Genomic DNA, 25,427 nt, shown 5'->3' with positions numbered 1-25,427 from the left:
AGAACGGAACATTGCTCCCAAAAACATAAACTGACATTAATAAAGCAAGCCTCCAACTTTCTGGAGACTTGCTTTATTATTTATCACAATTCTTTATGTTTTATTTAATCCCCTTCTCCTTTACGTAAGCTTCCCATTGTTTTGTATATTCGGTTTGAATTTTTTCCAAACCAGCTTGGTTTGCCTTCTGCAAGAAGGTCTGCAAGCCTTGATCTACATTGTCGATCAGCCCAGCTTGGAGCGGATACAGATATTGCTTCTCAACCTGTTCTAGAGCCGCTTTTTCAGCTTGGTAGGTTGTGTAGTCCTCTGCAAAGCCGGTAAACAGGTCAGGGTTCTGGATTTTATCCAGCTCAGCAAATATCTTCTTCACACGGTCAAAGCCTGAATCAAACAGCATATATTCCGGGTTACGCCAAGCCCAACTGTTCATACCTTCGCGTGAAAATCCATTAGAACTGCCGCTACCAATCATATGATAGTAACCATCTTTGACTTCATAGTTTTTGCCTTCAATACCATATTGCGTGAGCAAATTATAGCGTTTGTCCGTCACAAGCTTTTCATAAAAAGCTAATGCGCGCGCCGGATTTGGGCTGCTTTTTGGAATTGCAAAGCCGTTGTGAATCGGATGCACTGGAGTTGCATAACCTGTCGTCAAAGGGAATGGGTAATACTCGAGCTTCCAGTCCGGGTGAGATGCTTTGAGCTTAATGACCATATCATTAAACCGGGTTGGATTATCACCGAAAATACTCGCTGCTTTGCCAGAAGTCACTTGATCCTGAAGCGTATCTTTTACGTTTAATACATTTTTGGGAATGAATCCTTTATCGGCCCAGCGTTTGTAAGTGTTCAGCTCTTCCTTTTGTTCATCCGAGCCCCAATATTTATAAACCTCTGTTGGTTTTTCATATTTAATACCAATGCCATAAGGCAAGGCACCTACACTCTTCGTTACTAATTCGGTATATCGATCATGCAGATTTCCCTTGATATCGCTGTTTAGAGATACGGTTTTCATATTTGGCTCATGCTGACGTATCCCATCCATATAAGCCTCGTAACTTTTGATATCTGTCGGTTTAGGCAAATTGTACTTCTCTCGTAAATCCTCACGCCATACAAAGCCGTTAGTGACATACTCTTTATACGTGCCAGGCACGGTATAAATTTTGCCTCCAATTTTAACTCCATCCCACATGTCCTGAGGTACAAATTTTTGCAAGGCAGGTGCAGCCTTAGGCAGCAGATCGTCTAGCGGCAGGAATGCACCTTTCTTGGCATAGGCCTGATACTGCGTCCAATCTGCAGTGAATATCAGGTCGATAGGCTGACCCGAAGACAATAACAGCTTATATTTTTGATCCCAGTCTGTCCACGTCGTATAGTTAAATTTGACGGTGGCATTCAGATCCTTTTCTGCCAATTTATTAATCTCTGCCTCAATGGTAGACAGATCCTTAGGAGCATCCCCCAGCATATAAAATTGCAGCTGAACTTTTTGGGATTTATCATCCTCTCCATTTGCTTTTTGTGCGCTGTTTCCGCTACCGCCTCCACATCCGGCTAATAGCGCCATGATAACCATTACTGCAATCAGGATGGACATGCGTTGTTTTCTTTTCTTTGTGAATGTCATGTGAATCCTCCCTTTGAAATGGTAGTCTGTTTATTAAAACGCTTACAAAAAGTGCTGCTTTGATGGCATACCGTCAGCACGTTATGCCATCAAAGCCTTTTAGTGCCGCTTCAGCCTTTTACCGCGCCTATGGTCAGCCCCTTAACAAAGTAACGCTGAATGAACGGGTACAGCAGCAAAATGGGTCCAGTAACCACGATCGCCATTGCCATTTTGGTCGATTCTGTCGGCATATCATTGGAAAGAGACACACCAGTACCTGCACCCATTTGAGCGATAAATTGCATGGAGTTAATTACATTATACAGATAATATTGCAACTGGTATTTATGCGGATCGTTAATAAAGAGTGAGGATGAGAACCAGTCATTCCAGTAAGCCAAGGCCAGAAACAGCCCCACAGTGGCAATCCCCGGTGTAGATAAAGGCAGCACAATTCGATAGTAAATTTTAAAATCACCCGCGCCGTCAATTTTAGCGGACTCGAACAGTTCTTCCGGCATGGAAGAACGAATGAAGTTTTTCATTAAAATGATCAGAAACGGAGTCATCAATCCCGGGAAAATAAGCACTGTATACGTATCAAGCAATCCTAAATACTTCGTCAGCATAATGTACCAAGGTACCAACCCGCCTCCGAACAGCGTCGTAAAGTATATATAGAATGAAAACGCATTGCGGTATTTAAAATCTTTGCGTGCCAACACATATCCTGCCATCGTCATCAGGAACAGGCCCAATGTCGTGCCTACAACCGTGGTAAAAATTGTCACCCCGTACGCTCTTAACACCTCTTCAGGAAAGGTGAACACCGTCCGGTAACCTTCCAGTGAGAATTGCTGTGGTATAAAGTGATATCCATCCCTGATAATCGATTCATTACTGGTCAGTGAAGCCGAAATAATAAGTAGGAACGGGAGTAAACAAGCAATGGAAGCAATAATGATAATCACATAAGAGATGATTTTAAAAATTCGAGTGTATACATCCTCTTTGATCGCCATCCGTTTGGGTCCTCCTTTCTAGAATAAGGCATATTCGTCGTTCAACTTGCGGATGATGTAGTTCACGGTCATGATCAGTACAAAACCGAACAAGGATTGGTACACGCCTGCTGCCGAAGCCATACCCACATCAAAAGTCACTTTCAAGGAACGGTACACATAAGTGTCCAAAATATCCGTCGTATTGTACAGCACCCCATTGTTGCCGATTAATTGATAGAAAAGATCAAATTGTCCTTTCATAATACTACCAAGTGCAAACAACAGCAGCACAACGAATGTCGATTTAAGCATCGGAACGGTAATGTACCAGATTCGTTGGAAAATATTAGCTCCATCCATTTTAGCTGCCTCATAATATTCGTCACTGATCCCTGTAATTGCTGCCAGATAGATCACCATACTGTAGCCGAGATTTTTCCATAAATAGAACAGGATAATCAGGAAAATCCATACCCATGGTTTGTTGTATACATCCACGCGTTCACCACCAAGTTGCAGCAACAGCGTATTCAGAAAACCATTATCATAATTAAATATGTTATACACGATGACACTTAGAATAACGAAAGAAACAAAATAAGGCAGGAACATCACGGATTGAGCGATCTTTTTAAAGTAGCGGCCTCGCAGCTCATTCAGCAAAATAGCGAGAACAATCGCTAACACGTTGCCGAGTAAAATAAACGCTGCGTTGTATCCGACCGTATTCAATGTCAGTTTTGTCAGCGTGCCGGATTGCCATAGAAAGCGAAAATTTTGGAGTCCGACGAACTTGGCATCAAACAGGCTGGTATTGAAGTCGAACTGGGTAAATGCATAATAAATACCCACCATAGGAATGTAGGAGTTAATGAAGAAAAAAATTAAAGTGGGCAACAACATCAGAAATAATACCCGATTGCGGAACAGTTCATAGAAAAAACCGTGTTTTCTACCCGTTCCCAGCCTCTTACCGTTCAGGTGGGAATCCGTTGCAAGCATTGCAGAATTTTTGGGCATAGGCTGATTCAATGTGAGTCACTCCCCCTCTGTATACGTTGCCGACAGCAAGGTTTGTAGCACCGCCGCCGTATAAGTGTATTTTATGTAAGCGCATTCAAAATGAAAAGTGAAGCCTCTTATGCTTCATGAACAAAGGAGTGTCCGGAGGAGTGAACAATTCGGATATTTGTGAAGTTTTATGTAATATGAGGCGCCTGATCGACGCCTTGAGCCCATTCACAAAGCATATTTGAACGATCTACTCTATTCCTTTTGTCCCCCCTGAAAAGTGGTTTCATCCTGTTTCACCCGAAATCCTATTTTCTTGGCCTGCTCCAGCACCTCAGCGGCATTATCCTGCGGCTTATATCCGATTAGTTCTTCCAAGTAGCCAATGTCATAATAATTATCCGTATTGGCTGACGTACCGTACAAATTAAGATAGCTTATCTCTGGACGAGCTTCGATACAGCAGACGGTCAGACGGATCATATCGCGCTCGGAGATCCAAATATGAGCGGCACGCTCAGAATGGGGCCAATCATCCCCAGGAAAATTTCCGATACGGATATTCATTGAAGATATTTTGCCCTGATCGGCATACAGTCGTCCCAACAGTTCAATGTAGCACTTACTCAATCCATAAAAACTGTCTGGTCGGTAGGGATCTTCTACATCTATACTTTCGCCTACTTTATAAAACCCTGTGGCATGATTGGAACTGGCAAAAACAATGCGCTTTACCCCATTTTTCACCGCAGCTTCATACAACTTGTAGGCTCCGCTAACATTGCCAGACAGCACTTTGCCGAGAAAATCCCCTTCATCCTTGATCCATGCAAAATGCAGTACCGTATCCACTCCACGCGTGAGCTCATCCAGTCGTGCAGCATCATGTATATCCATTTCCACAATCCCTGCCTCTTCATCGTTCTTCACATCAGCAGCGGTTATTTCATATTTACCTTCCGCTTGTAGCCCTTCATACAATACTTTTCCAATTGTACCTGCCGCACCTGTAATCAATAATTTTCGTGCCATCGCCCGCATCTCCCTTCTTAGCTTGGTTGTATGCTGTCATCCATATCATAATTTTAACCAACTCCCCAGGGAGGAAACCCCTTAAACTCTCGAATTCGGTATGTCATAACCCACTTAACTGTGTCACCTGTCGGCATATAAAAAGGGACCCTGCTATTGTGCAAGAGTCCCTTGTTGTTACTTTGTTTCAAATTCTATGTTTCAAGTTCTATCTTTCAATTTCTTTGTTTCAACTACTACGCTCAAGCTTGTCGTACTACTTTCACTCTGCGATTAACCAAATAAATGCTAAGCCCGATTAAGATCAACCCGATAAGCAGGAAAGCCGTAATCGCTTCGCCCAGCACCAACGAGCTGACAAATACTGAAATCACAGGCACCAAAAACGTATAGGAAGCGACCTTACTGGCATCCCCCGAATTGACCAGCGTGAAATACAGCAACCAGGAAAGTGAAATTCCCAGCACCGTGCCGAATATCAGCCCTGACACATACGGGACATTCCATACGATATCTGACCAGCTTTCCGTCACCGTTCCAGCTCCCGTCAGCACGATGCCTCCCAGTGTACATTGAAATGCAACCAGCCACAGCGAATCGACACGCTGGTTTACCTTTTTCACATATACCGTTCCCAATGCCCAGCTCACGGCAGTAATAATGGCGATGATTACACCTGCCACAGCCACATGCCCTGAAAATCCGCCCACACTGACAGCTGCAACGCCCAAAAATCCGATGATCAATCCAATCACCTTGAGTCTGGACATCGCTTCTCCCAGCCACATCCATGCAAAAATACCGACCAGCACAGGCTGGAGATATACCAGCACAGAAAACAAGCCGGAGGGGACGTACATCAGTCCCACTGTTTGCAGACCATAAAACAGTACCACGTTAAAAATACCTGAAATAGCATACACCCGCCAATTTTCTTTCCAACGAATGCGATTCCATCTCGGTACTAAAATTGCTCCTAATAGCAGACCGCCCAGCAGTGTACGTAGCCCTGCAAACAACAATGGAGGTGTGAATTCCAATGCCACTTTATAAATGGGCCAAGAAATGCCCCACAATACAACCAGTAGCGCGATCATCATCATCCGCTTGGCTGTCGTTAACTCTCCCATGACGCTATCGCTCCTCTATGAAAAAAATCACTAGACTTTATATACTACGCCTGCAGAACAACTTTATCAAACAAAAAATATGTATTGGAAAGCTCCACCTTTCATGCCCGCTTGTTCATCGAGGTATGTCTTCGGACAGAGGAATCCAGTCATTTGCCTATGTTACAATATACCAAAAAGACTTATAAAGCTTATAAGGATAGGAGGTTGTCTGCACTTGATTTATATCATCAAATTTTTGTACAGCTTTGTGCTCCCTCCCGGTTTGTTCATCCTCGTGATGGCAGGACTCGTGATCTGGCTATGGAAAAGGGCACGTATACCTGCGGTCGTGCTGCTTCTTGTCACATTGCTGCTGTATGTTTCCTCGACCAATCTGGCTGGAGATTTGTTAATCAGTAGCCTGGAAAAACAGTACCCACAACCCCGTACCGTTCAAGGCGATGTCATTGTCGTGCTTGGGGGCGGAGCCACACAGGGAACCCCCGACATCAATGGACAAGGCAATCTGCTAGGATCTGCAGCCAATCGACTGCTCACTGCGGCCAGATTGCACGAAGCAACAGGCTTACCCATTCTTTTCTCCGGCGGGCAAGTGTTTGGAGACAGTGGAAATGAAGCGAATATTGCGCAAAGGCAGCTGCTAGGACTCGGTATTCCGGCAAAGGATATCCTGATCGAAAACCGTTCTTTGAACACACAGCAAAATGCCGTATATACATCGCAAATTTTGGGAAAACATCAACTCACTAGACCTGTTCTGGTGACCTCCGCTTTCCATATGCCACGTGCTGCACTGGAATTTCAGCGTGCAGGCATGCAGATCATAGCTTATCCTACCGACTATCTAGCAAGTGAAAAGCTGTCACTGTATGCTGGCAAGCTCTCGCCGTCTGCTGGGGCCATGTCTACAACCGGAACAGCCCTCAAGGAATACCTAGGAATTCTTGCATTAAAGCTTAAATAATGTGATGTCTAATCGTATAGCGGCACATAGCACAAACAAGCGTCTTGCGCTCGCAGGTATAAGCCTGTAAGCTAGCAAGGCGCTTGATCTACCCTTACATATTCTAATCCAAGAAAATATCTGATATTTGTTCTTCCGATATGACCTTAAAGCCTTCCTTTTTTAACAAAGCCGAAGTTACCCCGTTACCTGCTATTTTACGATTTTCGAATGACCCATTATATATTGCTGCTGATCCGCAGGACGGGCTGTTTTCTTTTAAAACAACAAGTGTTGCGTTAACCTCTCTGGCTATCTTCAAGGCTTCGTACGCACCTCTAATGTACATATCGCTAACATCGTTGCCTGAGAACTCGACCACCTTGGCTGTGCCGTTCAGCACATCCTCGCCTGTCCCTCCAACAATCTCAGCAGGCTCTCTCGGAGTCACAAAGCCCCCCAAAAGCTCAGGACAAATCGTCACAGCTTTCTTTTCCTCTACCAACTTCTGAATATGTACATCCAGGCTATCCGTCCCGTTATATCGTACCTTCATGCCCGCTAAACACGAACTTACCAGAATCATTAGTTCCACCTCATATCCATTGCATTCACTATTAAGTAGTTAAAGTATAAACAAATTTTCTAGTAGAGTCATCGTACGAAAATTTTGACTCGCCACTACGATGGTACAACTTCATCAGCGCGCGCTTTTCAATTCGTGACTTCCTTATCAGTCCCTATAGGATCGCGGAGAGATACGTCTTTGCGTGTTTTTTTCAGGGAACGTAAATGCATCAGGATCTCATTTTCTATACAACGGGCTGCAAATGTTGCCAGCTTGGTGCCTTTCCCGGTCCGAAAGCTTTCAATGTATTCATCCAAAATAACCTGATAAAAACAAGCCGGAGGCGTATATTGGTTTTTTATTTGTTAAGGTTCATCCTGCTCGTAAGTAAGATAAATTCACTCTTGCTATAAGTCATAATTTAAGATATATTATTAATTAAATAATCAATCATTTAATTAATAATAGTTTAGTTTAAAGAGAGGGGAATACATTTGGCAAGACCCATCAATGAAGAAAAAAGACTGGAGCGGCGTAAACGTATCCTAGAAGAAGCTGTTGTCCTGTTCGCAGAAAGTGGATATTCTAATACCACAACGGCTATCATTGCGCAGAGTGTGGGAGTGACTCCTGGAACCATTTTTCAATATTTCCCCAGCAAAGAAGCTTTATACTACGCCGCTGTCCTTGAGCCGCTTGCTGATATTCAGGTGAAATCGCTTGCTTGTCTACAACAAGAGGGGACGCCGGGCGTATTGATTAAGAACATGGTGGCAGAACAATTCAACCATATCTACTTCTATATAAATGAATTGCGGCTTGTTCAATCTGTCTTAGGACAACGAATAAGATTCCCTGAACTTACACAGAAGGTCCTTGAAAGTATAAAGGTAATGACAGATGCGATCGAATGCGTCTATGCCAAGGGACAGTTAATGGGAGAATTCAACAAAAGCTTTTCTCCAGCAATGATCTCTCGTGCCTATATCTCTTTCTTAAATGGAGTGGGCTTAACTCTTGGAGAAAGTATTATTCATCATCCCGAGTGGGAAAATCTGAAGGGGCATGCCTTTTATTTGTTCGCCCCCATACAACCTAAAGAAAAACTGGAGGAGTCTGAATGAGTCAGGCATCATTACAACCCGAGCTGACATTTAACGTTCGTGTGAAAAAACGAAAGAAAATTTTATGGAGCCTAGGGATCGTGCTTTTGCTTGTGATGGCTCTTGTATTTTTTATATCTTATAAAGTAGTAGACACCTTGTTGCACCATCCTAGAGATACTAATGTCAGCTACGGATTGAATATCGTTAAAACTCCCTACGAAGAGGTCGAGTTCAAGAGTTTGAAAAATCATAATACGATCAGAGGTTCCTTCTTTCCTGCAAGTCGTCTTTCTGGTAAAGCAAGTAATAAGACAATTATTGTCGTCCATGGATATACGAGCAATCGTTTAGTCAAAGGGCGGACCCAAAAGTTAGTAGAGCATTTCGTTCCGAAAGGCTACAATGTATTGGCATTTGACCTCAGCTCACAAGGTAAATCCGATGGTGATTTGATTACACTGGGCTTCAATGAAAAATACGATTTGCTAGGAGCTGTAAGCTATTTAAAATCCAGAGACCATACGGGTGATAAGATTGGAGTTATCGGCTTTTCAATGGGTGCTGCTACTTCTTTGCTAGCCGCAAGTGAAAGTGATGACATCAAAGCCGTAATTGCGGATAGTCCTTTTCGTAATGCCGGTCTATTTCTGAGAGAGGGTTTGCCCTTCTTTTCAGGTTTACCTGCGTTTCCATTCAGTTATACATCGACATGGATGACAAATTGGGCCTTTAAGGTTGATCTTGATTCCATATCTCCTATGGATGCGGTAAAAAAGATGCAAGACAAGCCAGTTATGCTCATTCATGGTACTGGAGATCAGCAAATTAGTTATAAAAATACAGAAATTATTTACGAGTCCTTAAAAGATAACCCAAAAGCAGAAGTATGGTACCCGCAAAATACGGAGCACATCGATGCCATCAACCATTACCCCACTGAGTATTTCAAAAGAGTAGATCGCTTTTTGGATGAGTATGTAGGAAAATAAATTCAATCCAAGAGAGCCAACTAGCGAAGGAGCTTGTCCTGACAAAGTATAAACACCCAATAATATCAAGCATTTTTTAGCCTGTAGTGTAGAAAACCACTACAGGCTTTTATTTGCGTTTTAAATAAAAACACATAGCAAAATAGTTATTATTTAAGCGAAAAGGAGCAGTTGTTTTTATAAAATAGCCTTAGATAAGAATATTGGATGGGTAGAGGGGGATGCAATTTAAACACGCCTCTGAAAAGAAGCAAGTAATCGAATTATGAAAAAGACCTAAAAAGGCCCTGTTAAGGGCCTCAAGCGGCTTCATATATCTCCTTATCCATTACCCCTTCTGCTTGTAAAACTCATGGTACAACTTCATCAGCGCGCGCTTTTCGATTCGTGACACGTACGAGCGCGAAATTCCCAGTTCTCGTGCAATTTCCCGCTGTGTTCGTTCTTCTCCTCCAGCTTCCAGGCCGAAGCGGCCAATCACCACTTCTTTTTCACGCTCATCTAAAATATCCAGGTTGCGATAGATTTTACTTTTCTCAATTTTGAGCTGTACTTTATCTACAATATCATCCGCCTCGGTGCCGAGGATATCAATCAAAGTAATCTCGTTGCCTTCCTTATCAGTCCCTATAGGATCGTGGAGAGATACGTCTTTGCGTGTTTTTTTTAGGGATCGTAAATGCATAAGAATTTCATTTTCTATACAACGGGCTGCAAATGTTGCCAGCTTGGTGCCTTTCCCAGTCTGAAAGCTTTCAATGGCCTTGATCAGTCCGATGGTACCGATGGATATAAGATCCTCCAAATCTTCGCCGGTGTTATCGAATTTTTTCACAATATGGGCCACCAGCCGTAGGTTATGTTCAATGAGTGTGTTACGGGAGTGTGCGTTGCCTTCGGCAAACAGCTTTAGGTGTCGAGCTTCCTCTTTCTCAGTCAATGGCTGCGGAAAGGCGTTGTTTTTCACGTAGGAAACGAGCAGCGTCAATTCCTTGATGAACAGAGCGATAGCGCTAAATAGTCCGGGCACGGATGACACCTCCTGAGGTAGTTGCGAACTTACCGGCCTTTGTTACTTACCGGGCTTGCGGTCTGTTTATTGTATGTAGGCAGGTGCCCATCCGTGCCTGTACTCCGAAAACTGCTCCGTAACAATTTGCCAGATACCTTCTGGAGCAACCTCCGATACTTAATTCGAAACGTAGAGATATCTTCGACACAAATCAACGCACTCCATATAGCCAGAGGGAAACCCGGGATAGCTTTACATTATTCATCACTTGGTTTCCTCCTTTTCTTTCAGCAGAGTATTAACTTCTTTCTAAATGTGACAATGGGAGTGGGGAATAGACCGTTGTATCTCCATCTTCATCTCGTTTTAAAACAATAGCAAACTCAGCACCATTACTTTTATCGCCTCAATTCAGAATCACATCTATTTTGTCGGTAAGCACATTAAATCCACCTATTACAAAATCATTATATTCTTGGGAAGCCGTGTACTTCTCAAATAATTTTCTTTTATATTCCTCAACAGTACTAAAACAAACTTCCCAATCCAAAGGGAATATGCCGTCTCCCAAATAATAAGTGTATATTTTCATATTCTATCCATTTCCTTTCTCGCACCTCAATTAGTTATTTATATTCTAAACATGCAACTCCCCGCCCGCAAATGAGCTTGCAATTATGATGTTAGACCGCTTAAACACTAGTATGCATTCCATCATCAAGGAATATATTCATAGAGAGTTCCATATAAATGATATAAATCAACCTTTTCAACACATTCAAAAATTAAACTAAAAGGGGAATTTCAACATGGCAAAATTCAGCCAAAATCCAGACAACTATACTTTTTCTGTAGATCCTGTTGTTATAGCAGAGGAAAATGTTTCAACCAACGGGGATTCTAAAAATACTTTTCCGAAAAATGTTTTAGTCGATAATAATCTCTATTGGGAGAGCAGTTTAAGCGGTAGAGGTGGAGAAATCATCTTCAAATTAGATACAGGCAAGACGATCAATGATATTCTTTTAGCTCAGCCATCTTCTCGAGCTTTTATACTTTCATTTTCTTTTCACGGCTCTATTGACGGAGAAAATTGGTTTAGGTTAGGTGAAGTTGAAACTTTGCCAACCACTGCAAAAACAACTTATCAATTTAGTAATGAGATTCCTTTTTCATATTATAAAATAACTGTACTTTCATCCGGCTTGAGTAGTACAACCTCCTATTATGGTATACGATATATTCAGCTTAAAACCGCACTCATTAATGGCGTTCCTGCCTACAGAGCATCCAATATAAACCCCGCTATTGCGGAATAAGTTACTACACACAAAAAAGGGGCTGGCCAATGCCGCCCCTTGATTTATTCTATTTCATTTGAAGCATGTTATAAATCATCTCTGCCGCTTCCGCCCGTGTGACCTCCTGCTTGGCACGGAAGCTACCATCTGGATATCCTTGTACTAAATTAATCTCGGTTAGGCCAAGTACATCCTTTCTGGCCCACTCTACAATTTGAGAGGAATCCGAGTATGCACTGCTTTCTTGCTGTGGAGTAGCTTTGATAATGTTATTCACCATTTTAGCCGCCTGCTCACGGTTAATGATCCGATCTGGGCCAAATTCTCTATTACTAAACCCACGAGCGACCTGATCTTTAATCGCCGTTTTGAGCAGATCAACGTACCACGCCGATGGATTGATATCCTCGAAGCCTAAAGTCACATCCGTTTCGAGCGGTAATTTCAAGGAACGGACCAGCATAGAAGTGAACTCCATACGCGTCACAGGTCTGTTCGGCTCAAATAACATGTGAGTTGTTCCCTTTACTACACCCAAATCGGCAAGCACATTTATTTTTTCTTTATTAAATACCCGTTCAATGTCGCTAAAATGATTTGGCTTCTTCTCAACGGTTGAATCTTGAATATACTCTGCTTCTAACGATTCCTTTACAACAGGCTGAATCAGTTTTACACTCTCCGCCCCTCCTGCTCCACCCCCTGCGTCCACAGTATTACCCGTTGTTTTTCCATTCGCTTGTTTTGCCTCTGTGCGTTTTCCTTGACTATTTTCTGCCCATAGTTGAACTTTATACAATTGCTTCTCTTTAAGTTCTCTCCAGATATAGCTTCGTTCCTTACCACGATATAGTTCTACTCCTTCACTGGCGAGGACGAAAATATCATTCTCATGGTCTGACTCCCAATGGATGATAAACTCACTATTCGTTGTTTCTGTCTTCGAAAATGCAAACGCTGGAGACGGCAGCGTCTCGACCTGACCTTCTGTCTGCTTACCTTCACCACTTGTGTTCAATGGCTTGACGGTAATACGGTACAATGTAGAACTATCCAATCCATCTACTTTAAATTCATGGGAGGTCGTATGACCGATAAGCCCCCCGTTTTGGTAGACATTGTAAGCATCTGCACCCGGAGCTTCTTTCCACGTAACAACCAAATCGGTATCTGTTACTTCTTTCACAGTCAATCTATTGTCTGGTATTTGACCTGGCAAAGCGCGATGCGTAAAGGGAGTTATATTACCTCTCCCCGTTGTATTCACGGCCTGTATACCAAACGAGTAAATCATACCAGGCTGGATATCTGAAAGCTTAATATGAGTATCTCTGGTGTTAAAAACTTCCCCCGTATCTTTACGGGTTACAGTATATTGATAAGCGCTCTTGATTTCATCCCAGCTCAGCGAAATCTGGCCATCCTCAAGTTCTGTAACATTAACATTTTGTGCTTGAGGAGGAAGTGTCAGCAGCTTACCCAACGCTGGCTGGCTGAAACCACTACTGTTCCCACTGCTCACTTGAAAATCATAGTTTCTCCCACCTGTTAAACCAGATACAACCACACGTGGTTCCGTACTATAATAATCTTGACCGTTGATCGTTACCTTATATTGAGTTGCCCCATCAACCGGGGCCCATATCAACGTGGCATCGTGCTCGCGAACATCTTCAGTTGCAAGTTGCACAGCTGAATCAGGTAGTGTTAATGCGTTGATAGATGTATCTTTACCTGTACCACTTCGATTGTAGGCTCGTATTTTAATATTGGCAGATCTACCCGCAGGCAATCCCTCAAAAGTATATGAATGGATACCACGTGCAACCCGCACCTTCGGTTCATCGTTAACATTCAAGATGTATCCTTCAGCCCCCTGCACATCCTGCCACGCAACACCGATAGCATACACATCCTTCGTCACACTTGATATTGTAGTTACTCGATCAGGTAAAGTGATGACTCCTAGATGGGCATAGTCTCCGAATCCTGTTGCATTTTCAGCGGAAACGTTATAACCATACTCTGTTCCTGCTTGAAGATCAGTATCGGTAAATTCTGTATACACATCGTTATAAACCGAGACTTCGTCACGTTCTAGGGCGTAGTAGGTGGCAGTGATTACAGAATTCCACTTCAAATCGATTCCATCTTCTCTTACAGTTACATTCCGGAATCCGTTCGGGCTGTCTGGTAGGCTTAGAAAAGATACATGCTTTGCTGTACCCTCTCCAGTGTCATTAATAGCTGATACAGAAACATCGTAATATTGACCAGGCTTAATTCCCGTAATTGGATTATACACATCCTGTGTAACGGTATTCCTAAATATGATTTCTCCCGTACTTACGTCCGCTGCTGTAATGTTATATTTGTTAGCTGAGAAAACTGGCGTAAAATCAGCCATGATTTCTGTAGAATGACGAGAGACAGGTCGTAACTGGATATGATCAGGAGCATCAGGTAACGTTAATACATGGACTCGATTGGAATACGCATTGCCTCCTACATGATTACTAGAACGGACTTCATATTCGTATTGCCGTCCTCCTTGTAGCCCTCTATCTGTAAAAGAGTTTGTCGGATGCGTAACATCCCAAACCTCATTAGTTGTTAGATTTCGGACTGTATAAACGTAACCCTCATCAAGACCAGACGGGAGAGTCCACTGCAAATCAGCTTCTGTATTTCGTATGGATGTCGCAGAGAGCACAACCGACTGGGGCTGCTTTTGAATGCGAAGTGCACTGCTGACCGTTTCATAAATGTTACCCACCCTGTCTTTGACCTTGGCATGAACATACCATTCACCTTCATCTGAAAGATCCATCTGGATTGTTGTATCGGCTGCAGCATCCCAGTTTTCGGGTGAATCAGGGCTGTTCGTGATTTTATACTGCATTGTGGATGACTCAATCCCCGAATGCTGATCGGCATATCGTATCCTTACAGGAATATGGGTATCTTTCCATTCACGCGAATCCGGCGTCAGTTGGATCGTCGGTGGTTCCAAATCAATATAAGACATTACGGATACTGGATCACTTCGATTCCCAGCTGCATCTACAGCTTGGGCAGTCACTTTTATGATACCCGAATCCTTTAAAATTCCCAACGAACCAGGCACATAAGCGCCAGAACCCAATTGATATTCATAATGTACGGCTGTAGTATCCGTTGCACCCGAGAGCGTAAATTGTACTGGTTTATTGATATATCGGGTAGGATTCGTCACCTCAGAAAACGTAACTTTCGGAGGGGTTGGTTTGGTACGATCAATCATGATTGATTGAGTCACAATGGGACTAGACACCTCAAGATTATTGATCGTCCGCGCTGATAGTTCATAACTCCCTTCTGCATCTAATGTAAAAGTGCCATTGTATGTCAGCCACTCCCCTGTTGGACTCAAACGATACTGCGTTATCTTAATTCCATTTGTAGAGTCACTTCCTGACTCAATGGAAATATTCACATCACGGTTCGTTGGACCCGTTTCGCTAGCCCGTATAACTGGAGCTGTCGGCCCCTTTTTATCAATCGTGACTTCCTTGCTTACCTCTCGGCTCACATTACCGACGCTATCGATGGAACGAGCATAAATCGTGCTTTTGCCATCCTGGTTCACATGAAACACTCCACCGTATTCCCGCCAATCCTGATTTACAACGCCAGTCAACCGAAATTGAGTATGGGCTAGTCCAGAATAATCGTCTACACCTGGTTGTAATGAAATCGTATAGTCATTACTATTCCCTGTTGCTTCTATGCTAGGGGGAGTTGGTGGCATCTTGTCTATTCGGACATTCCCGGAAGAAAGGCCACTATACTGGTCATTCACATCCACTGTCCGGGCATAGATTGTATTTACACCATGGTCATAGACAGTGAAAGGCCCGGTGTATGGCTGAAATGCTCCTCCGTTCAGACTATATTCATAGTATTTTAATCCTTCAGGAGCCACATCTCCATCGATCCACACGGTTACAGGGTCTTTGGTCCACCCTGTAACAGCTTGTCCCTCTGCGTCTGCGTGAATCTGGGGTGGCTTAGGCATGAGGTCCGATTTGGGAATAACACGGACCCCAAACTTGGATATTTCATTACTTGTCTGTTGGTTAGTTCCCATCGCTCTGAAATAGCGAACATCCCTTAATGTAATTGAGTCGGTGATATCTATCCATTTTCCCTGGTAATAGCTATCAGCATAGAATTTCCTTACATTAATCCATGTATATAGATTCGTTCCGTTAGGCCTCCAACTGTCGCCTGCGGCGGCATTAGACGTATATATATCGGTATGATAAGACCCCTCAATATAAACAAAAATCTTGTAATCCGAAGCCTTAATAGATCTTCCAATATCAATAAAACGATTTGTCGGCTGTGTAGTCCCATCACATTTATACCTCGCCGAACCCGTGCCAGTGTATACTTCTGTTGCTCCTATCCCATTTCCTGACCAAGAACCCCAACTATCGCCCCCACCCGGCAAATTGTTTTGGCAAAAAGGGCCCCCAATGATCTCCTGAGCAGCAGCGGATACCCTTTCCGGAAATATGGGAATCATCGTTAATAGTAGGACTACAGCCAAAAATCCATACACCCACTTCCTATACTTCCTTACCTTTCGCTTATTTTTTCGATACATACACTTCTCCTTACTTTATTTTATTTTCAAAGAGTTTTACAAACTCGCTTCGAGTAAAATAGAAAAAGCACCTCAAACGAAGGCGTTAATGCCTAGGTTTGAGGTGCTTCCTCTATATCACGAGTATGTTTTGAAGCTATTATACTTCGTTCCAAGCAGGATGTAAACAGAACAGCAAAATGAACTGTGAAAAATTCTCGAATTTCTCATCTCAGCGATCGTTTTGAGTTTTAATCAACCTGAACACCCAAGTTCCGAAAAAATCCCCGCATATTCTGCGTATAAGAATCCTCAGTAACAGAAGATTCCTTTAGAAGATTTTGCATGCTGTTCATAAACGCGGAGGCTGAGGATGTATCCGCTTTGTCAAACCGATTCGTTAACTGTGGTTTATTTAACAGTTCTTCAGTCTGTCCTGTACGTTCCTTGTATTTATGAATCCAATCGGGGTTTTTAGGAACCTTTTGCGCAAAACTTAGCAGCTGGCTTAATCCATTTCCTCCACCCTTAATGTCATTCATGTACGTAGTAAATTTCTGAGGATCAACCTGTTTCATCACTTCAGACAGATTGACATAGTCCTCAGGTGCACCTATCGGACGATCTGCTGGAGTCGTGTAGCTAATATCTCCGGTCTCTGAATCTATGGTACGTGTCAGGGCAATCCCAGCTATCTGATTCATGGTTTTCATAAATTCCTTGGCTTTATCGCCTTCCATGTAATGATCTGCAATATACTTGGATTGGGAAACTCCCATCTCCAGCAGCACCGCTCGCTGCTTATCATCCGTTACCGTTCCGTCGACGATAAAATTGGATTGAATCATGTTGTACACTGCATTGGACACTTCTTCCGGCTGATCTTCCAAAACCCGGTTTAATGCATCATTGATCTGTGTTGTACCAAAATACTTGGCAGCATGTGACACAATATCCCCTTCAGCCAGCTTTCTACCGGCTTCACTGATCTCCACGGTGTCCTGAACGACGAACCTGGAGATTTTTTCTTCATGGAGCTGGGGGGACGGAACTTGCTTGCTTGCCGGGTCTATCCGTAGGCTACCAGAGCTAAGAACCGCTTGTTGTGCTCTAAGAGGTTCAAAATTCATCCTATTTCCTCCTGTCATGTTTGTAACAGGCAATCTAAGGCGTATGTATAATTGTAATGTAACCCTGTTGCTATATATATCGGACAAAGCATATATGGAATGAATATATGCTTTGTCCTAAAAATGAACAATTTCTGAAGCAAGCTCCTGACTCTGAATGTAAATTATTAAAACAAACAAGTTGCGCTGTCACTGCTTAATAGAACAGTACATCAGCCGCCATAAATGCTGTAAGCAAAGTGATATACAATATCTGTGGCTGTAAGCGAAGTACCTGACACCTGGGCAGCTACACCTGAAAGATCATAGTAATGTGTAAAACTTATAGGTCCCGACAAGTATTCCGCAATACTTCCCGTAGAATGCGGCAGGGAAAGGGTCACACTAAAGGCTCCATTTTGATCCGTATAACCAGTGCCTGTACGAGTTCGATTCCCGCTGCTTTCAGTCCAGTTCTGGTTCAACCATGTCACATTAACTGGCGCATTTGCTACGGGGTAATTATCCGTTGTAGTAACGACACCCTTTACAGTCAGGTTGGTGTTTCCATTAACCCGATAATGACGACCGTAAGAGTAGGATGGATAATCATTCGGACCGTTTTTAGAGTCGTAACCGTTAATTACAATTTTACCAGCCCGAAGTACTGGTTTAAGTGTCAGTGCATATAAGTGATCAGCTGAAAACTGATTTGTGGTGTACACTCGCACATAGTAGGTTCCCGTATTCAAGGTAACATTATGATTGGTTTGAGGCAGAAGCACCATTTGGTTGCCACTAAGAGCCCCGTAAACTTCCGCTTTGTAACCGTAGCTTTCTGAAGTGCTGTCCAGTTTGACATTCAAACCATCATAATTGCGATTCGCAGGAATTGCGATTTGATACCAATCGTTGTCAATTCCTGAATGAATAGAGCGTGAATTAAGGGTAGATCCCCCTGTACTAAATGTAAAGTTGTAGGCATGAAAAGCACTCTCATCCGGTTCATAAGCATCATATTGAGAGCTTACATCCACAGTTAAATAGAAAGGATCATTTATGCTCGATCCCTTTTTGGAATGGACTGCAATCGCATAAGCTTTTTCAGATCCGGTAGCATTGCGACTCCCTACGTTTTCAGGAAGGGATGCCGATCCCTGTTCATACTTGTTAAAATAGGTCCCGTAGGTGGAGGCATCAATAGCATTGGGGTTGATATCCCCTGTCGTCATATCAAATTCGTACAAGTATAAGTCATAGTCAAGCTGTTCTGAAAATGGACCATCCAATTGTGCCTGCAACAATTCACCTGGCTTCACATAAATCGGATATAAAAACTGTGTGCCTCCCTCTTCCGTAATTGTACCTGAATACGTAGCAGAAGAAGCTGTAGCTGCCGTTGGACTAGCTTTCAGGGAAGGAATGGTCTCCCTTTTCAAAGAGAATGTCTCTGGTGCTTTGAAATTGATATTTTCCTGCATGTTATAAACGGAGGATGTAATACCTTCAGGCTTGTCCACCCGGGTTAAATGCTCAATAACATCTTCGTTGTTCGTTGTTAGCTGAAAACTGGAATCAGCTTCAATAGCTTGTTTTTCCTTGTTCAACTCTGTACCTTGACTCGCGTTTGCAGTCATCCCAAAAGCAAACAGGAGCATCAAGCTTAGCATAACTGAAATAGCCTTTCTGAACCTCTTCATACCGAAATCCCCTCTCAAATGGTTTAAGGAATTCCCGCTATTCCCTGGAGAACCAGGGCGATTTCTAGGCTGTATGGCTCTATCATAAATCATCTTTGATTCTATTGGAATATATTATGCAAAAGATTTTCTGGTTTTAATATATGAAAACAAGACCATTTTCTTATCCTTGATGAATAAACACGGCTGAATACTAACTTGTGCTTTCCAAGCTTCACATTTAATGTATGGCTGGCCGGTACTGTAACTTGATACCCATCGTTGTGTAAAGCGGAATGGATGGTACATTAGTTAAACGAGGAGCCTTTGTCGTTAACAGTAAAATTATAAGCATGGAAGGTACTTGGATTTTCTGGAAGAAAAGTAGTTCTTTGTTCATATTTGTTAACATAAATCCCGTAGTTGGAAACATCTATTGGATTGGAATTAATATCACCTGCCGCTATATCAAACTCGTTTTTTTGTCTATAAAAATCATGACAAAAAAGGCTCTCCTGATTTAAAAGGGAGCCAGATTAAATAAGATTTGTATCGATACTTTGCGAGAATACGTCATACTTCCTTAAAAAGAGTAACAACGTAAAGTAGTCATAAAATCTGCAATTGCTCGCGATTTTAATGCGTCGCACTCATACAGAGTGCGACAGAAGGATTTAGATCTATATTGTTTTTATGTGACCTTTCAATCCACGCACTCATATAGAGTGCGACACCGGCAACGATTTGATAATATACTGCTAGATGTACTTTCAATCCACTCACTCATATAGAGTGCGACGACACCTACAAAGATTATAGTTGATGGAGAACAAGCCTTTCAATCCACGCACTCATATAGAGTGCGACTATGTGGGAAGAAGAAATGGAGTGTATTCGAAAAGCTTTCAATCCACGCACTCATATAGAGTGCGACAGCGAAAATGTAGTAATTCATACCCTAACGATATCAATTTCACACTTGTCGCAAAAACTGATGCCTAATAAGTTTGAATCAGCTATTGACTTTTGCGGATAGATAGCCAGTTCGATACTTTTCGACAATTTTCGAGGTGCGAAGGAACCGGGATTTTTATGTACGCTTGGGGTTCGCACCGATCATCTTCCCTATGGTCACTCCATTTTTGAAGAGCAGGTCAATCAACTTTATTTAGATACTATTCTACCACAAAAAAACTACAACTCTCTTATTTATACGATATAATAAACTTATATATAGTTCTTTTTTGACTATAAAGCACATCGAATTACCCATAAACATGCACAGAAAGGGGGAATAGATTGTTTTCCTGAAAAACGCTTTGCAGGCTTGATAGTCTTGTTCGTTGGCTATGTGCGCATGTTCCAGTTCGTCCAGCGACATGATTTCTCTTTTCATGTGTAGATATGCTTTATCTCCGTTTGATTTCAGCGTTTGATAGATGGCTTTCAATTGCTCTTTCTGGTGAGTCTAAAATATTTCCACTCCGCTTCGAATTTGTATTTACCATCAGTATTTTCGCTTACCCGGTCCTCATGAATTTCCTTGACAGAAACATAATGCAGCCGCTCGTCCTGCTCTGAGAATAAAAATTGAAGATTGATTGAGCAAATCGGTAAAAAATACTTCCGATATTGTTCAAGATCGCCAACAAATACATCCTCATATGCTGGAAACGCTTATGAACTTCTCAGGTATACTCATAGCTGGCTCCTATATTGCCTGATCCTTTTGGTGTATAGGTATGAAAATGAACCTCCCTTCTCCAACTCTTCTTCCTTTTGTTGAACGGGTCTGAAATTCTCTATATGTGGGCCGTCTACTTTCTGTTGTGTTGGTTCAATGCGATTACGATGGTAACAATTAATCCGATTAGCGCAACCAGCAGCGTACCGAACATCATCATTAATGTCAAAGCATCTTTAACCTCCACAGCCCCCACACCCTTTGCAGGAGACTAGCCAACTGTCCGCCCAAGCCATTTTGTCGTCTGCGTAGCAACTACACCTATGGATTGTTATGTACGGGCATACATTTCCTCTTCTACTCTTTCAATCGCTTGAATCAGCGTCATAAAAGGATCTTCCTGCTTATACTGAATGGCCTGTTCGCCTGTACCGCCAGCATCACACCATTCCCAGTACATATGCACATCTACGGATTCCAGAAAATATACAGATAAGGCTTCGACCGGATTCATAGCATACATCGCCATAAAGGTTTCATCTGGGAGTTGCTCATAACGCAGGTATTCGTCTTTCATCAGATAGAGCAGATGCTGGATTGCCTGATCATTCACATTCATGATACGACGGATAAACGCATTGCGTCTTTCAACGGTATTCAGTATGATTTGCATAGCATGACGAATCTGTACAGCTTCCGGACTGATTTTGAGCAGATGAATTAAATCATTAGTGGTTAGATTCGGGTTCCAGGGGGCTGGTTCAATAATCCGTGTCCATGCATCGTTATGCCCTCTTTCAAAAACCTGAATCGCGTCCGAAACATCGACACCGATGGTTTGCCATTTTCGATTGAGCGCATCCACAATATGATAGTAGTGCAGCTCCGCTGCTTCCTGCTCTCCCTTTTCCTGCTCCCACACGGGATTCATGCGTACAATGTCCTTAATCGCTTGCACATTCGCTTTCAGTTTTTCAGTCATAGGTATCATCCTCCATTGAAATTCTGGTAAAATGGCAATAGCAAAGCTAAGGGTATGTTGGATACATCCCTTTGGGAAGATAGCATGTCAACCCTTAACATGCCCTTAAGGTCATAAAATAAATATAACCCTATGGTCATATTTTGTCAACGATATATGGAGGAAATCCAAATGTTAAAAATTAGAATCAAGCTTAAGGAAATTCTCAAAGAAAAAGGTATCACTCAAAAACAATTAGAAGAACTATCCGGTGTTTCACAGGCAAGGATATCCAAACTAAGCAGTGACGACCGACAAGAAGTAAACTTGCTTATGCTTGAAAAGATCGCTCATGCTCTGGAGATCAAAGACATTTCCGTGTTAATGCAGTTTGAAGAAACAGAATAGCGTGGTTTGTGCATGTTAGCGTGGAAATACATTAAGGAGTCTGTTTTCAAAACGGACTTCTTTTTTGTGTTCCTCTTTTTAAAATGGTGACCCGAACAGTTCCACATCTATAAAAATGTTAGTTCATTATGAGTTTATTAGCATTTTATAACCAACATAAAAAAGGCTTGCCAAGTTCTAAGGCAAATCTTTTTTATATTTCAAAGAAAAATGAGGAACGTCATAGCTGTGCTAAATGTGTGGTATGAGAAATACGTGCTTTCAATTCACGCTCCTACGTAAGGAGCGACATTGAAAGAGCAAAAGACGGATATTTGGAGTGAAAATTTCAATCCACGCTCCCATATAGGGAGCGACTGCACGCGTTACAAAGCCTTACCCAGCAAAACTTTGTAAACGATTTTTCGCGAATCTCTTTTCAACTCACCAATAAATGTTAAAAATCACACCCCAAAATCGCTAAATCCCTTGTCTGGCGCGGAGTGCGAATGTTCCGGGGATTTCATGTGTACTTGGGGTTCGCACTCAAAGCCTATGAAACCCATGCATGTACTGCTATAAATTCTTTTTCAATTCCTGATCCTTTTGCTGCTCACTCAAATGCTGTAGTTCCTTGCTGTCATACAATAGACTCAGGCGGGGCTCGAAATTATCACCTTGTAAATCAAGCAAAATTTCTGTATCTTCTGTCTCCCATGCTGCCTGATAATGCAATTCGCCTGTCGCTACAGCCATTCCCCATTGGCTTGGCGTGCCTTTCTATAAATCTCCCTTCCAAAGGGTATCATCACTGCTAGGCTTGCCGTATTTCTCCGTTAGGCTCTTTTTTAAGTCATTATAATTCTCAATATACTCATTTTTATTCGTATGTTTTTCGGTCACTACATAACCTGCACGAGCCAATTGATCATCCACAAAAAAGTACATAAGTCCGCTTTCCAGTCCCAATATCTTGGAGTAATAGGCCACTGACTCATGATCTTCCTCTTCAACTTCCATATCTTCTGATGCCTTTACTTGTTCTTTACTCATCCCCCAGCCTACGTTACGAAATGAAATTTTACCTTGATATCCACTATTTTCTGCCGCTACCGTCTCATGTACAGATGAACTGGCAGAGCCTCCTGATGCATTTGAACTTGTAGCACTCTCTGTACTCGTAGTATCGCTCTTGGAAGTAGTACAGCCCGATAGAACGATTCCTGCTACACATAACCATAAAAATATCTTTTTCATAAACTGACCCCTTTACCGAATATATACCAAAACTCTACCATGTCTTTGGTAATAGGTCTATAGTAGTAATCAAACAAACCATTTTTTCAGCTATCTATTCCCCACCATTACGTTATAATAATCACAACTATTTATTCCGATAAGAAAAAGACGATATATATGGGTCAAGATTCAGCATAAATTTCACGTCCTTTAGTCAGGGTTAATCAGTGGGTGTTGTGCTGCCTGGAGTTTTCACTTGGATCACATTTTTCTGCTGGTCGCTTGGGTAGGATTTATACTCCAATGGATAACGGCAGTTCTTTTAGCCTATAAACACATCCAATCATCCATAGATATACGTAGAAAAAGGGGATCTGAACTTAATTAATGAGGGTAACACCAAGCTAAGCGAGGGTAGAAAGCTATTTAGAGATTTTGAAGAACAGATTAACACACTGGCTAAAGAGCACGATGTGAAGATCAATAAGAAATAAATTTTAAAGCTCCCTTATAGGGAGCTCAGGCTGTCGAGAAACCCCCTGTTTTTTTAATGAGGTTTAAAATGGTCATTTTGATCAATTAAAAATGGGTCCTCAGATCGTTTTAAATCGATTTTTGTTTTAAAAGTTGAGTCTCCCCAAATAAAAAATAAAGTGCCGGAAAGTCCTTTGGACTTTCTCGACACTCTGAGCTCCCTTATAGGGAGCTTTTTCTATATTCTAGGAATACTCGAAGCAAATTACCGCTTTACTCAATTCTCTATCGTAAAATAAATAGACGGTATCCGCCCCGCATGCTTGAAAATAATATCCGGTAATGGAACCGATATAGGTAAAAGTCTCACCATTGGGACGTTTAGGTACATGGAGCAAATTGGTTTGCTCAAACTGGAGCATTTCTTCCAATGATTCCCCATATTCCTTGATGTAGCTTTGAGCCTTATCAGACTGAAAAGCGATATCATCCAAAATTCCGTTAACTTCAGGGAAACTCAGTCCCCAACCACTGGATTGCTTTTCCTCAAAATCACGGGTGAGTTCTTCCACAGACTTTTTGGCCTCCCCAAAGGAGGAATATGGATAAATTTTATTGTTTTCCAGGAAAAATGCTTTGCGAGCTTGGTAGTCTTGTTCATTAGCCATGTACACCTGTTCCAGTCCGTCCAACGCCATGACTTCTCTCTTCATACGTAGGTACGCTTTATCCCCGGTAGATTTCAGCGCTTCATAGGTAGCTTCCAATTGCTCTTTCTGATGAAGACTAAAATAATTCCAGTCTGCTTCGAATTTGTATTTGCCGTCAATTACATCGAAACCCAGCATATCTTCCTTGGTATATGAGGTATGAAATTGCTGAGTATTTTCACCCACACAGCCTTCGTAGATTTCTTTTACGGAAACAAAATGCAGCCACTCGTCCTGCTCCGGGAATAAAAACTGAAGATTAATCGAGCAAATCGGCAGAAAGTGCTTGCGATGATGTTCCAGATCGCTGGCAAATACGTCCTCGTATGCTGGAAAACGTTTGATGAATCTCTCAGGTATGTTCATGGTACTCCCCCTATATTGTATGGTTTTCCAGTAGCCTTTTGATCTGAAACGTTCCTTCAATGGAAATCACGCTATAGAGTTCATCAAATCCTTCTTCGTAGCTTGGGATCTCAAGTTTACTCATTACACTTTTAATACCGATTTCAGGAACATACTCTTTGCCTGTGCGCTGCTCATTACGCTTAATAGATTCTGCAAAATCGGGCTCAAAATAGTAGCCAATAACTTTAAACCCCCTATTTTTACAAGCATCTATATATTTCTTCCGTTCTATAACAGTGGCATTTGTATTGTCTACAACAAAGCGCTGCATCGTTTCGATGGAGGCTTGTAGATAAATATTTTCCCTATTCCGTGTTTTAAGCATATCAAGGTTTATTCGCATATGTGTTTTGAAGAAATGTTCTTTATAAAATGTCGACTTGCCCGAAGCCTGAATTCCTATAAAAATGACACACTCCAAAT

Annotated in this window: 21 protein-coding genes and 1 pseudogene; 5 read left to right on the top strand and 17 right to left on the bottom strand. The window is 42.1% G+C overall.

From position 1 onward, the window contains the following. Positions 1-100: 100 nt before the first annotated feature. The 5 genes from ACUYLD_RS19410 to ACUYLD_RS19390 form a co-directional block, all read right to left on the bottom strand. On the bottom strand, positions 101-1,642 hold the full coding sequence (locus ACUYLD_RS19410; RefSeq protein WP_446675773.1) for an extracellular solute-binding protein: 1,542 nt from the start codon (positions 1,640-1,642) through the stop codon (positions 101-103). A 110-nt stretch (positions 1,643-1,752) separates the two neighbouring features. After that, positions 1,753-2,646 (bottom strand): carbohydrate ABC transporter permease, encoded by an 894-nt coding sequence (locus ACUYLD_RS19405; protein ID WP_061830389.1) that lies wholly within the window; start codon positions 2,644-2,646, stop codon positions 1,753-1,755. Positions 2,647-2,664: 18 nt separating this feature from the next. Beyond that, a complete protein-coding gene (locus tag ACUYLD_RS19400; RefSeq protein WP_446675772.1) occupies positions 2,665-3,660 on the bottom strand; it encodes an ABC transporter permease in 996 nt (331 codons plus the stop codon). 234 nt (positions 3,661-3,894) lie between these two features. Continuing rightward, on the bottom strand, positions 3,895-4,671 hold the full coding sequence (locus ACUYLD_RS19395) for an NAD-dependent epimerase/dehydratase family protein (RefSeq protein ID WP_250268867.1): 777 nt from the start codon (positions 4,669-4,671) through the stop codon (positions 3,895-3,897). A gap of 242 nt (positions 4,672-4,913) precedes the next feature. Continuing rightward, positions 4,914-5,801 (bottom strand): DMT family transporter, encoded by an 888-nt coding sequence (locus ACUYLD_RS19390; protein WP_250268868.1) that lies wholly within the window; start codon positions 5,799-5,801, stop codon positions 4,914-4,916. A gap of 217 nt (positions 5,802-6,018) precedes the next feature. On the opposite strand from ACUYLD_RS19390, the gene ACUYLD_RS19385 reads away from it, so the two are divergent. Beyond that, positions 6,019-6,768: a YdcF family protein gene (locus ACUYLD_RS19385; protein ID WP_446675771.1), complete on the top strand. Its 750-nt coding sequence runs from the start codon at positions 6,019-6,021 to the stop codon at positions 6,766-6,768. Between the two features lie 103 nt (positions 6,769-6,871). Here ACUYLD_RS19385 and ACUYLD_RS19380 read toward each other — a convergent pair whose 3' ends face one another. After that, positions 6,872-7,333, bottom strand: a complete 462-nt coding sequence (locus ACUYLD_RS19380; RefSeq protein WP_446675770.1) for a DUF523 domain-containing protein — start codon at positions 7,331-7,333, stop codon at positions 6,872-6,874. Between the two features lie 140 nt (positions 7,334-7,473). Then, a pseudogene (locus ACUYLD_RS19375) lies at positions 7,474-7,620 on the bottom strand (sigma factor); the annotation flags it as partial. Between the two features lie 189 nt (positions 7,621-7,809). On the opposite strand from ACUYLD_RS19375, the gene ACUYLD_RS19370 reads away from it, so the two are divergent. Further along, positions 7,810-8,439, top strand: coding sequence for a TetR/AcrR family transcriptional regulator (locus ACUYLD_RS19370; RefSeq protein WP_061830394.1), 630 nt, complete (start codon positions 7,810-7,812; stop codon positions 8,437-8,439). Then, complete coding sequence (locus ACUYLD_RS19365; RefSeq protein WP_446675769.1) at positions 8,436-9,410, top strand: alpha/beta hydrolase; 975 nt, start codon at positions 8,436-8,438, stop codon at positions 9,408-9,410. Before ACUYLD_RS19370 ends, ACUYLD_RS19365 begins: the two co-directional genes overlap by 4 nt. Before the next feature lie 328 nt (positions 9,411-9,738). Here the strand turns inward: ACUYLD_RS19365 and sigK are convergent, their stop codons facing one another. Next, complete coding sequence (sigK, locus tag ACUYLD_RS19360) at positions 9,739-10,440, bottom strand: RNA polymerase sporulation sigma factor SigK (protein WP_013311218.1); 702 nt, start codon at positions 10,438-10,440, stop codon at positions 9,739-9,741. Positions 10,441-11,231: 791 nt separating this feature from the next. Between sigK and ACUYLD_RS19355 the strand changes: the two genes are divergently transcribed. Beyond that, complete coding sequence (locus ACUYLD_RS19355; protein ID WP_061830396.1) at positions 11,232-11,741, top strand: discoidin domain-containing protein; 510 nt, start codon at positions 11,232-11,234, stop codon at positions 11,739-11,741. A gap of 49 nt (positions 11,742-11,790) precedes the next feature. Here ACUYLD_RS19355 and ACUYLD_RS19350 read toward each other — a convergent pair whose 3' ends face one another. The 5 genes from ACUYLD_RS19350 to ACUYLD_RS19330 form a co-directional block, all read right to left on the bottom strand. Then, positions 11,791-16,374 carry a fibronectin type III domain-containing protein gene (locus tag ACUYLD_RS19350; RefSeq protein ID WP_446675768.1) on the bottom strand — a complete coding sequence of 1,528 codons (4,584 nt, stop codon included), beginning with the start codon at positions 16,372-16,374 and terminating at the stop codon, positions 11,791-11,793. Between the two features lie 230 nt (positions 16,375-16,604). Next, positions 16,605-17,483, bottom strand: a complete 879-nt coding sequence (locus ACUYLD_RS19345) for a hypothetical protein (RefSeq protein WP_446675767.1) — start codon at positions 17,481-17,483, stop codon at positions 16,605-16,607. A 212-nt stretch (positions 17,484-17,695) separates the two neighbouring features. Beyond that, a complete protein-coding gene (locus ACUYLD_RS19340; RefSeq protein WP_446675766.1) occupies positions 17,696-19,162 on the bottom strand; it encodes an Ig-like domain-containing protein in 1,467 nt (488 codons plus the stop codon). A gap of 1,796 nt (positions 19,163-20,958) precedes the next feature. Further along, positions 20,959-21,072, bottom strand: coding sequence for a putative holin-like toxin (locus ACUYLD_RS19335; protein ID WP_014282580.1), 114 nt, complete (start codon positions 21,070-21,072; stop codon positions 20,959-20,961). Between the two features lie 84 nt (positions 21,073-21,156). After that, the gene (locus ACUYLD_RS19330; protein ID WP_446675765.1) at positions 21,157-21,807 is read right to left on the bottom strand and encodes a hypothetical protein; all 651 of its coding nucleotides are present in this window, start codon (positions 21,805-21,807) and stop codon (positions 21,157-21,159) included. A 171-nt stretch (positions 21,808-21,978) separates the two neighbouring features. Between ACUYLD_RS19330 and ACUYLD_RS19325 the strand changes: the two genes are divergently transcribed. Next, on the top strand, positions 21,979-22,194 hold the full coding sequence (locus ACUYLD_RS19325) for a helix-turn-helix domain-containing protein (protein ID WP_025685628.1): 216 nt from the start codon (positions 21,979-21,981) through the stop codon (positions 22,192-22,194). A 555-nt stretch (positions 22,195-22,749) separates the two neighbouring features. Here ACUYLD_RS19325 and ACUYLD_RS19320 read toward each other — a convergent pair. From ACUYLD_RS19320 to ACUYLD_RS19305, 4 genes are all read right to left on the bottom strand, one after another. Further along, positions 22,750-22,929, bottom strand: coding sequence for a hypothetical protein (locus ACUYLD_RS19320; RefSeq protein ID WP_446675764.1), 180 nt, complete (start codon positions 22,927-22,929; stop codon positions 22,750-22,752). Positions 22,930-22,953: 24 nt separating this feature from the next. Continuing rightward, positions 22,954-23,430 carry a hypothetical protein gene (locus ACUYLD_RS19315; protein WP_446675763.1) on the bottom strand — a complete coding sequence of 159 codons (477 nt, stop codon included), beginning with the start codon at positions 23,428-23,430 and terminating at the stop codon, positions 22,954-22,956. A gap of 701 nt (positions 23,431-24,131) precedes the next feature. Continuing rightward, positions 24,132-24,962: a siderophore biosynthesis protein gene (locus tag ACUYLD_RS19310; RefSeq protein ID WP_446675762.1), complete on the bottom strand. Its 831-nt coding sequence runs from the start codon at positions 24,960-24,962 to the stop codon at positions 24,132-24,134. A 10-nt stretch (positions 24,963-24,972) separates the two neighbouring features. Continuing rightward, positions 24,973-25,425, bottom strand: a complete 453-nt coding sequence (locus ACUYLD_RS19305) for an AAA family ATPase (RefSeq protein WP_446675761.1) — start codon at positions 25,423-25,425, stop codon at positions 24,973-24,975. Positions 25,426-25,427 lie beyond the last annotated feature (2 nt).

This window comes from Paenibacillus sp. SER-28 (assembly GCF_052906305.1).
This window is presented reverse-complemented; position numbering and strand designations above follow the sequence as displayed.

Coding starts and splice junctions, on each gene's coding strand:
- ACUYLD_RS19410 (WP_446675773.1), bottom strand. CDS start 1,642: ATGACATTCACAAAGAAAAGAAAACAACGCATGTCCATCCTGATTGCA.
- ACUYLD_RS19405 (WP_061830389.1), bottom strand. CDS start 2,646: ATGGCGATCAAAGAGGATGTATACACTCGAATTTTTAAAATCATCTCT.
- ACUYLD_RS19395 (WP_250268867.1), bottom strand. CDS start 4,671: ATGGCACGAAAATTATTGATTACAGGTGCGGCAGGTACAATTGGAAAA.
- ACUYLD_RS19390 (WP_250268868.1), bottom strand. CDS start 5,801: ATGGGAGAGTTAACGACAGCCAAGCGGATGATGATGATCGCGCTACTG.
- ACUYLD_RS19380 (WP_446675770.1), bottom strand. CDS start 7,333: ATGATTCTGGTAAGTTCGTGTTTAGCGGGCATGAAGGTACGATATAAC.
- ACUYLD_RS19365 (WP_446675769.1), top strand. CDS start 8,436: ATGAGTCAGGCATCATTACAACCCGAGCTGACATTTAACGTTCGTGTG.
- ACUYLD_RS19355 (WP_061830396.1), top strand. CDS start 11,232: ATGGCAAAATTCAGCCAAAATCCAGACAACTATACTTTTTCTGTAGAT.
- ACUYLD_RS19350 (WP_446675768.1), bottom strand. CDS start 16,374: ATGTATCGAAAAAATAAGCGAAAGGTAAGGAAGTATAGGAAGTGGGTG.
- ACUYLD_RS19345 (WP_446675767.1), bottom strand. CDS start 17,483: ATGAATTTTGAACCTCTTAGAGCACAACAAGCGGTTCTTAGCTCTGGT.
- ACUYLD_RS19340 (WP_446675766.1), bottom strand. CDS start 19,162: ATGAAGAGGTTCAGAAAGGCTATTTCAGTTATGCTAAGCTTGATGCTC.
- ACUYLD_RS19330 (WP_446675765.1), bottom strand. CDS start 21,807: ATGACTGAAAAACTGAAAGCGAATGTGCAAGCGATTAAGGACATTGTA.
- ACUYLD_RS19325 (WP_025685628.1), top strand. CDS start 21,979: ATGTTAAAAATTAGAATCAAGCTTAAGGAAATTCTCAAAGAAAAAGGT.
- ACUYLD_RS19320 (WP_446675764.1), bottom strand. CDS start 22,929: ATGGCTGTAGCGACAGGCGAATTGCATTATCAGGCAGCATGGGAGACA.
- ACUYLD_RS19315 (WP_446675763.1), bottom strand. CDS start 23,430: ATGAAAAAGATATTTTTATGGTTATGTGTAGCAGGAATCGTTCTATCG.
- ACUYLD_RS19310 (WP_446675762.1), bottom strand. CDS start 24,962: ATGAACATACCTGAGAGATTCATCAAACGTTTTCCAGCATACGAGGAC.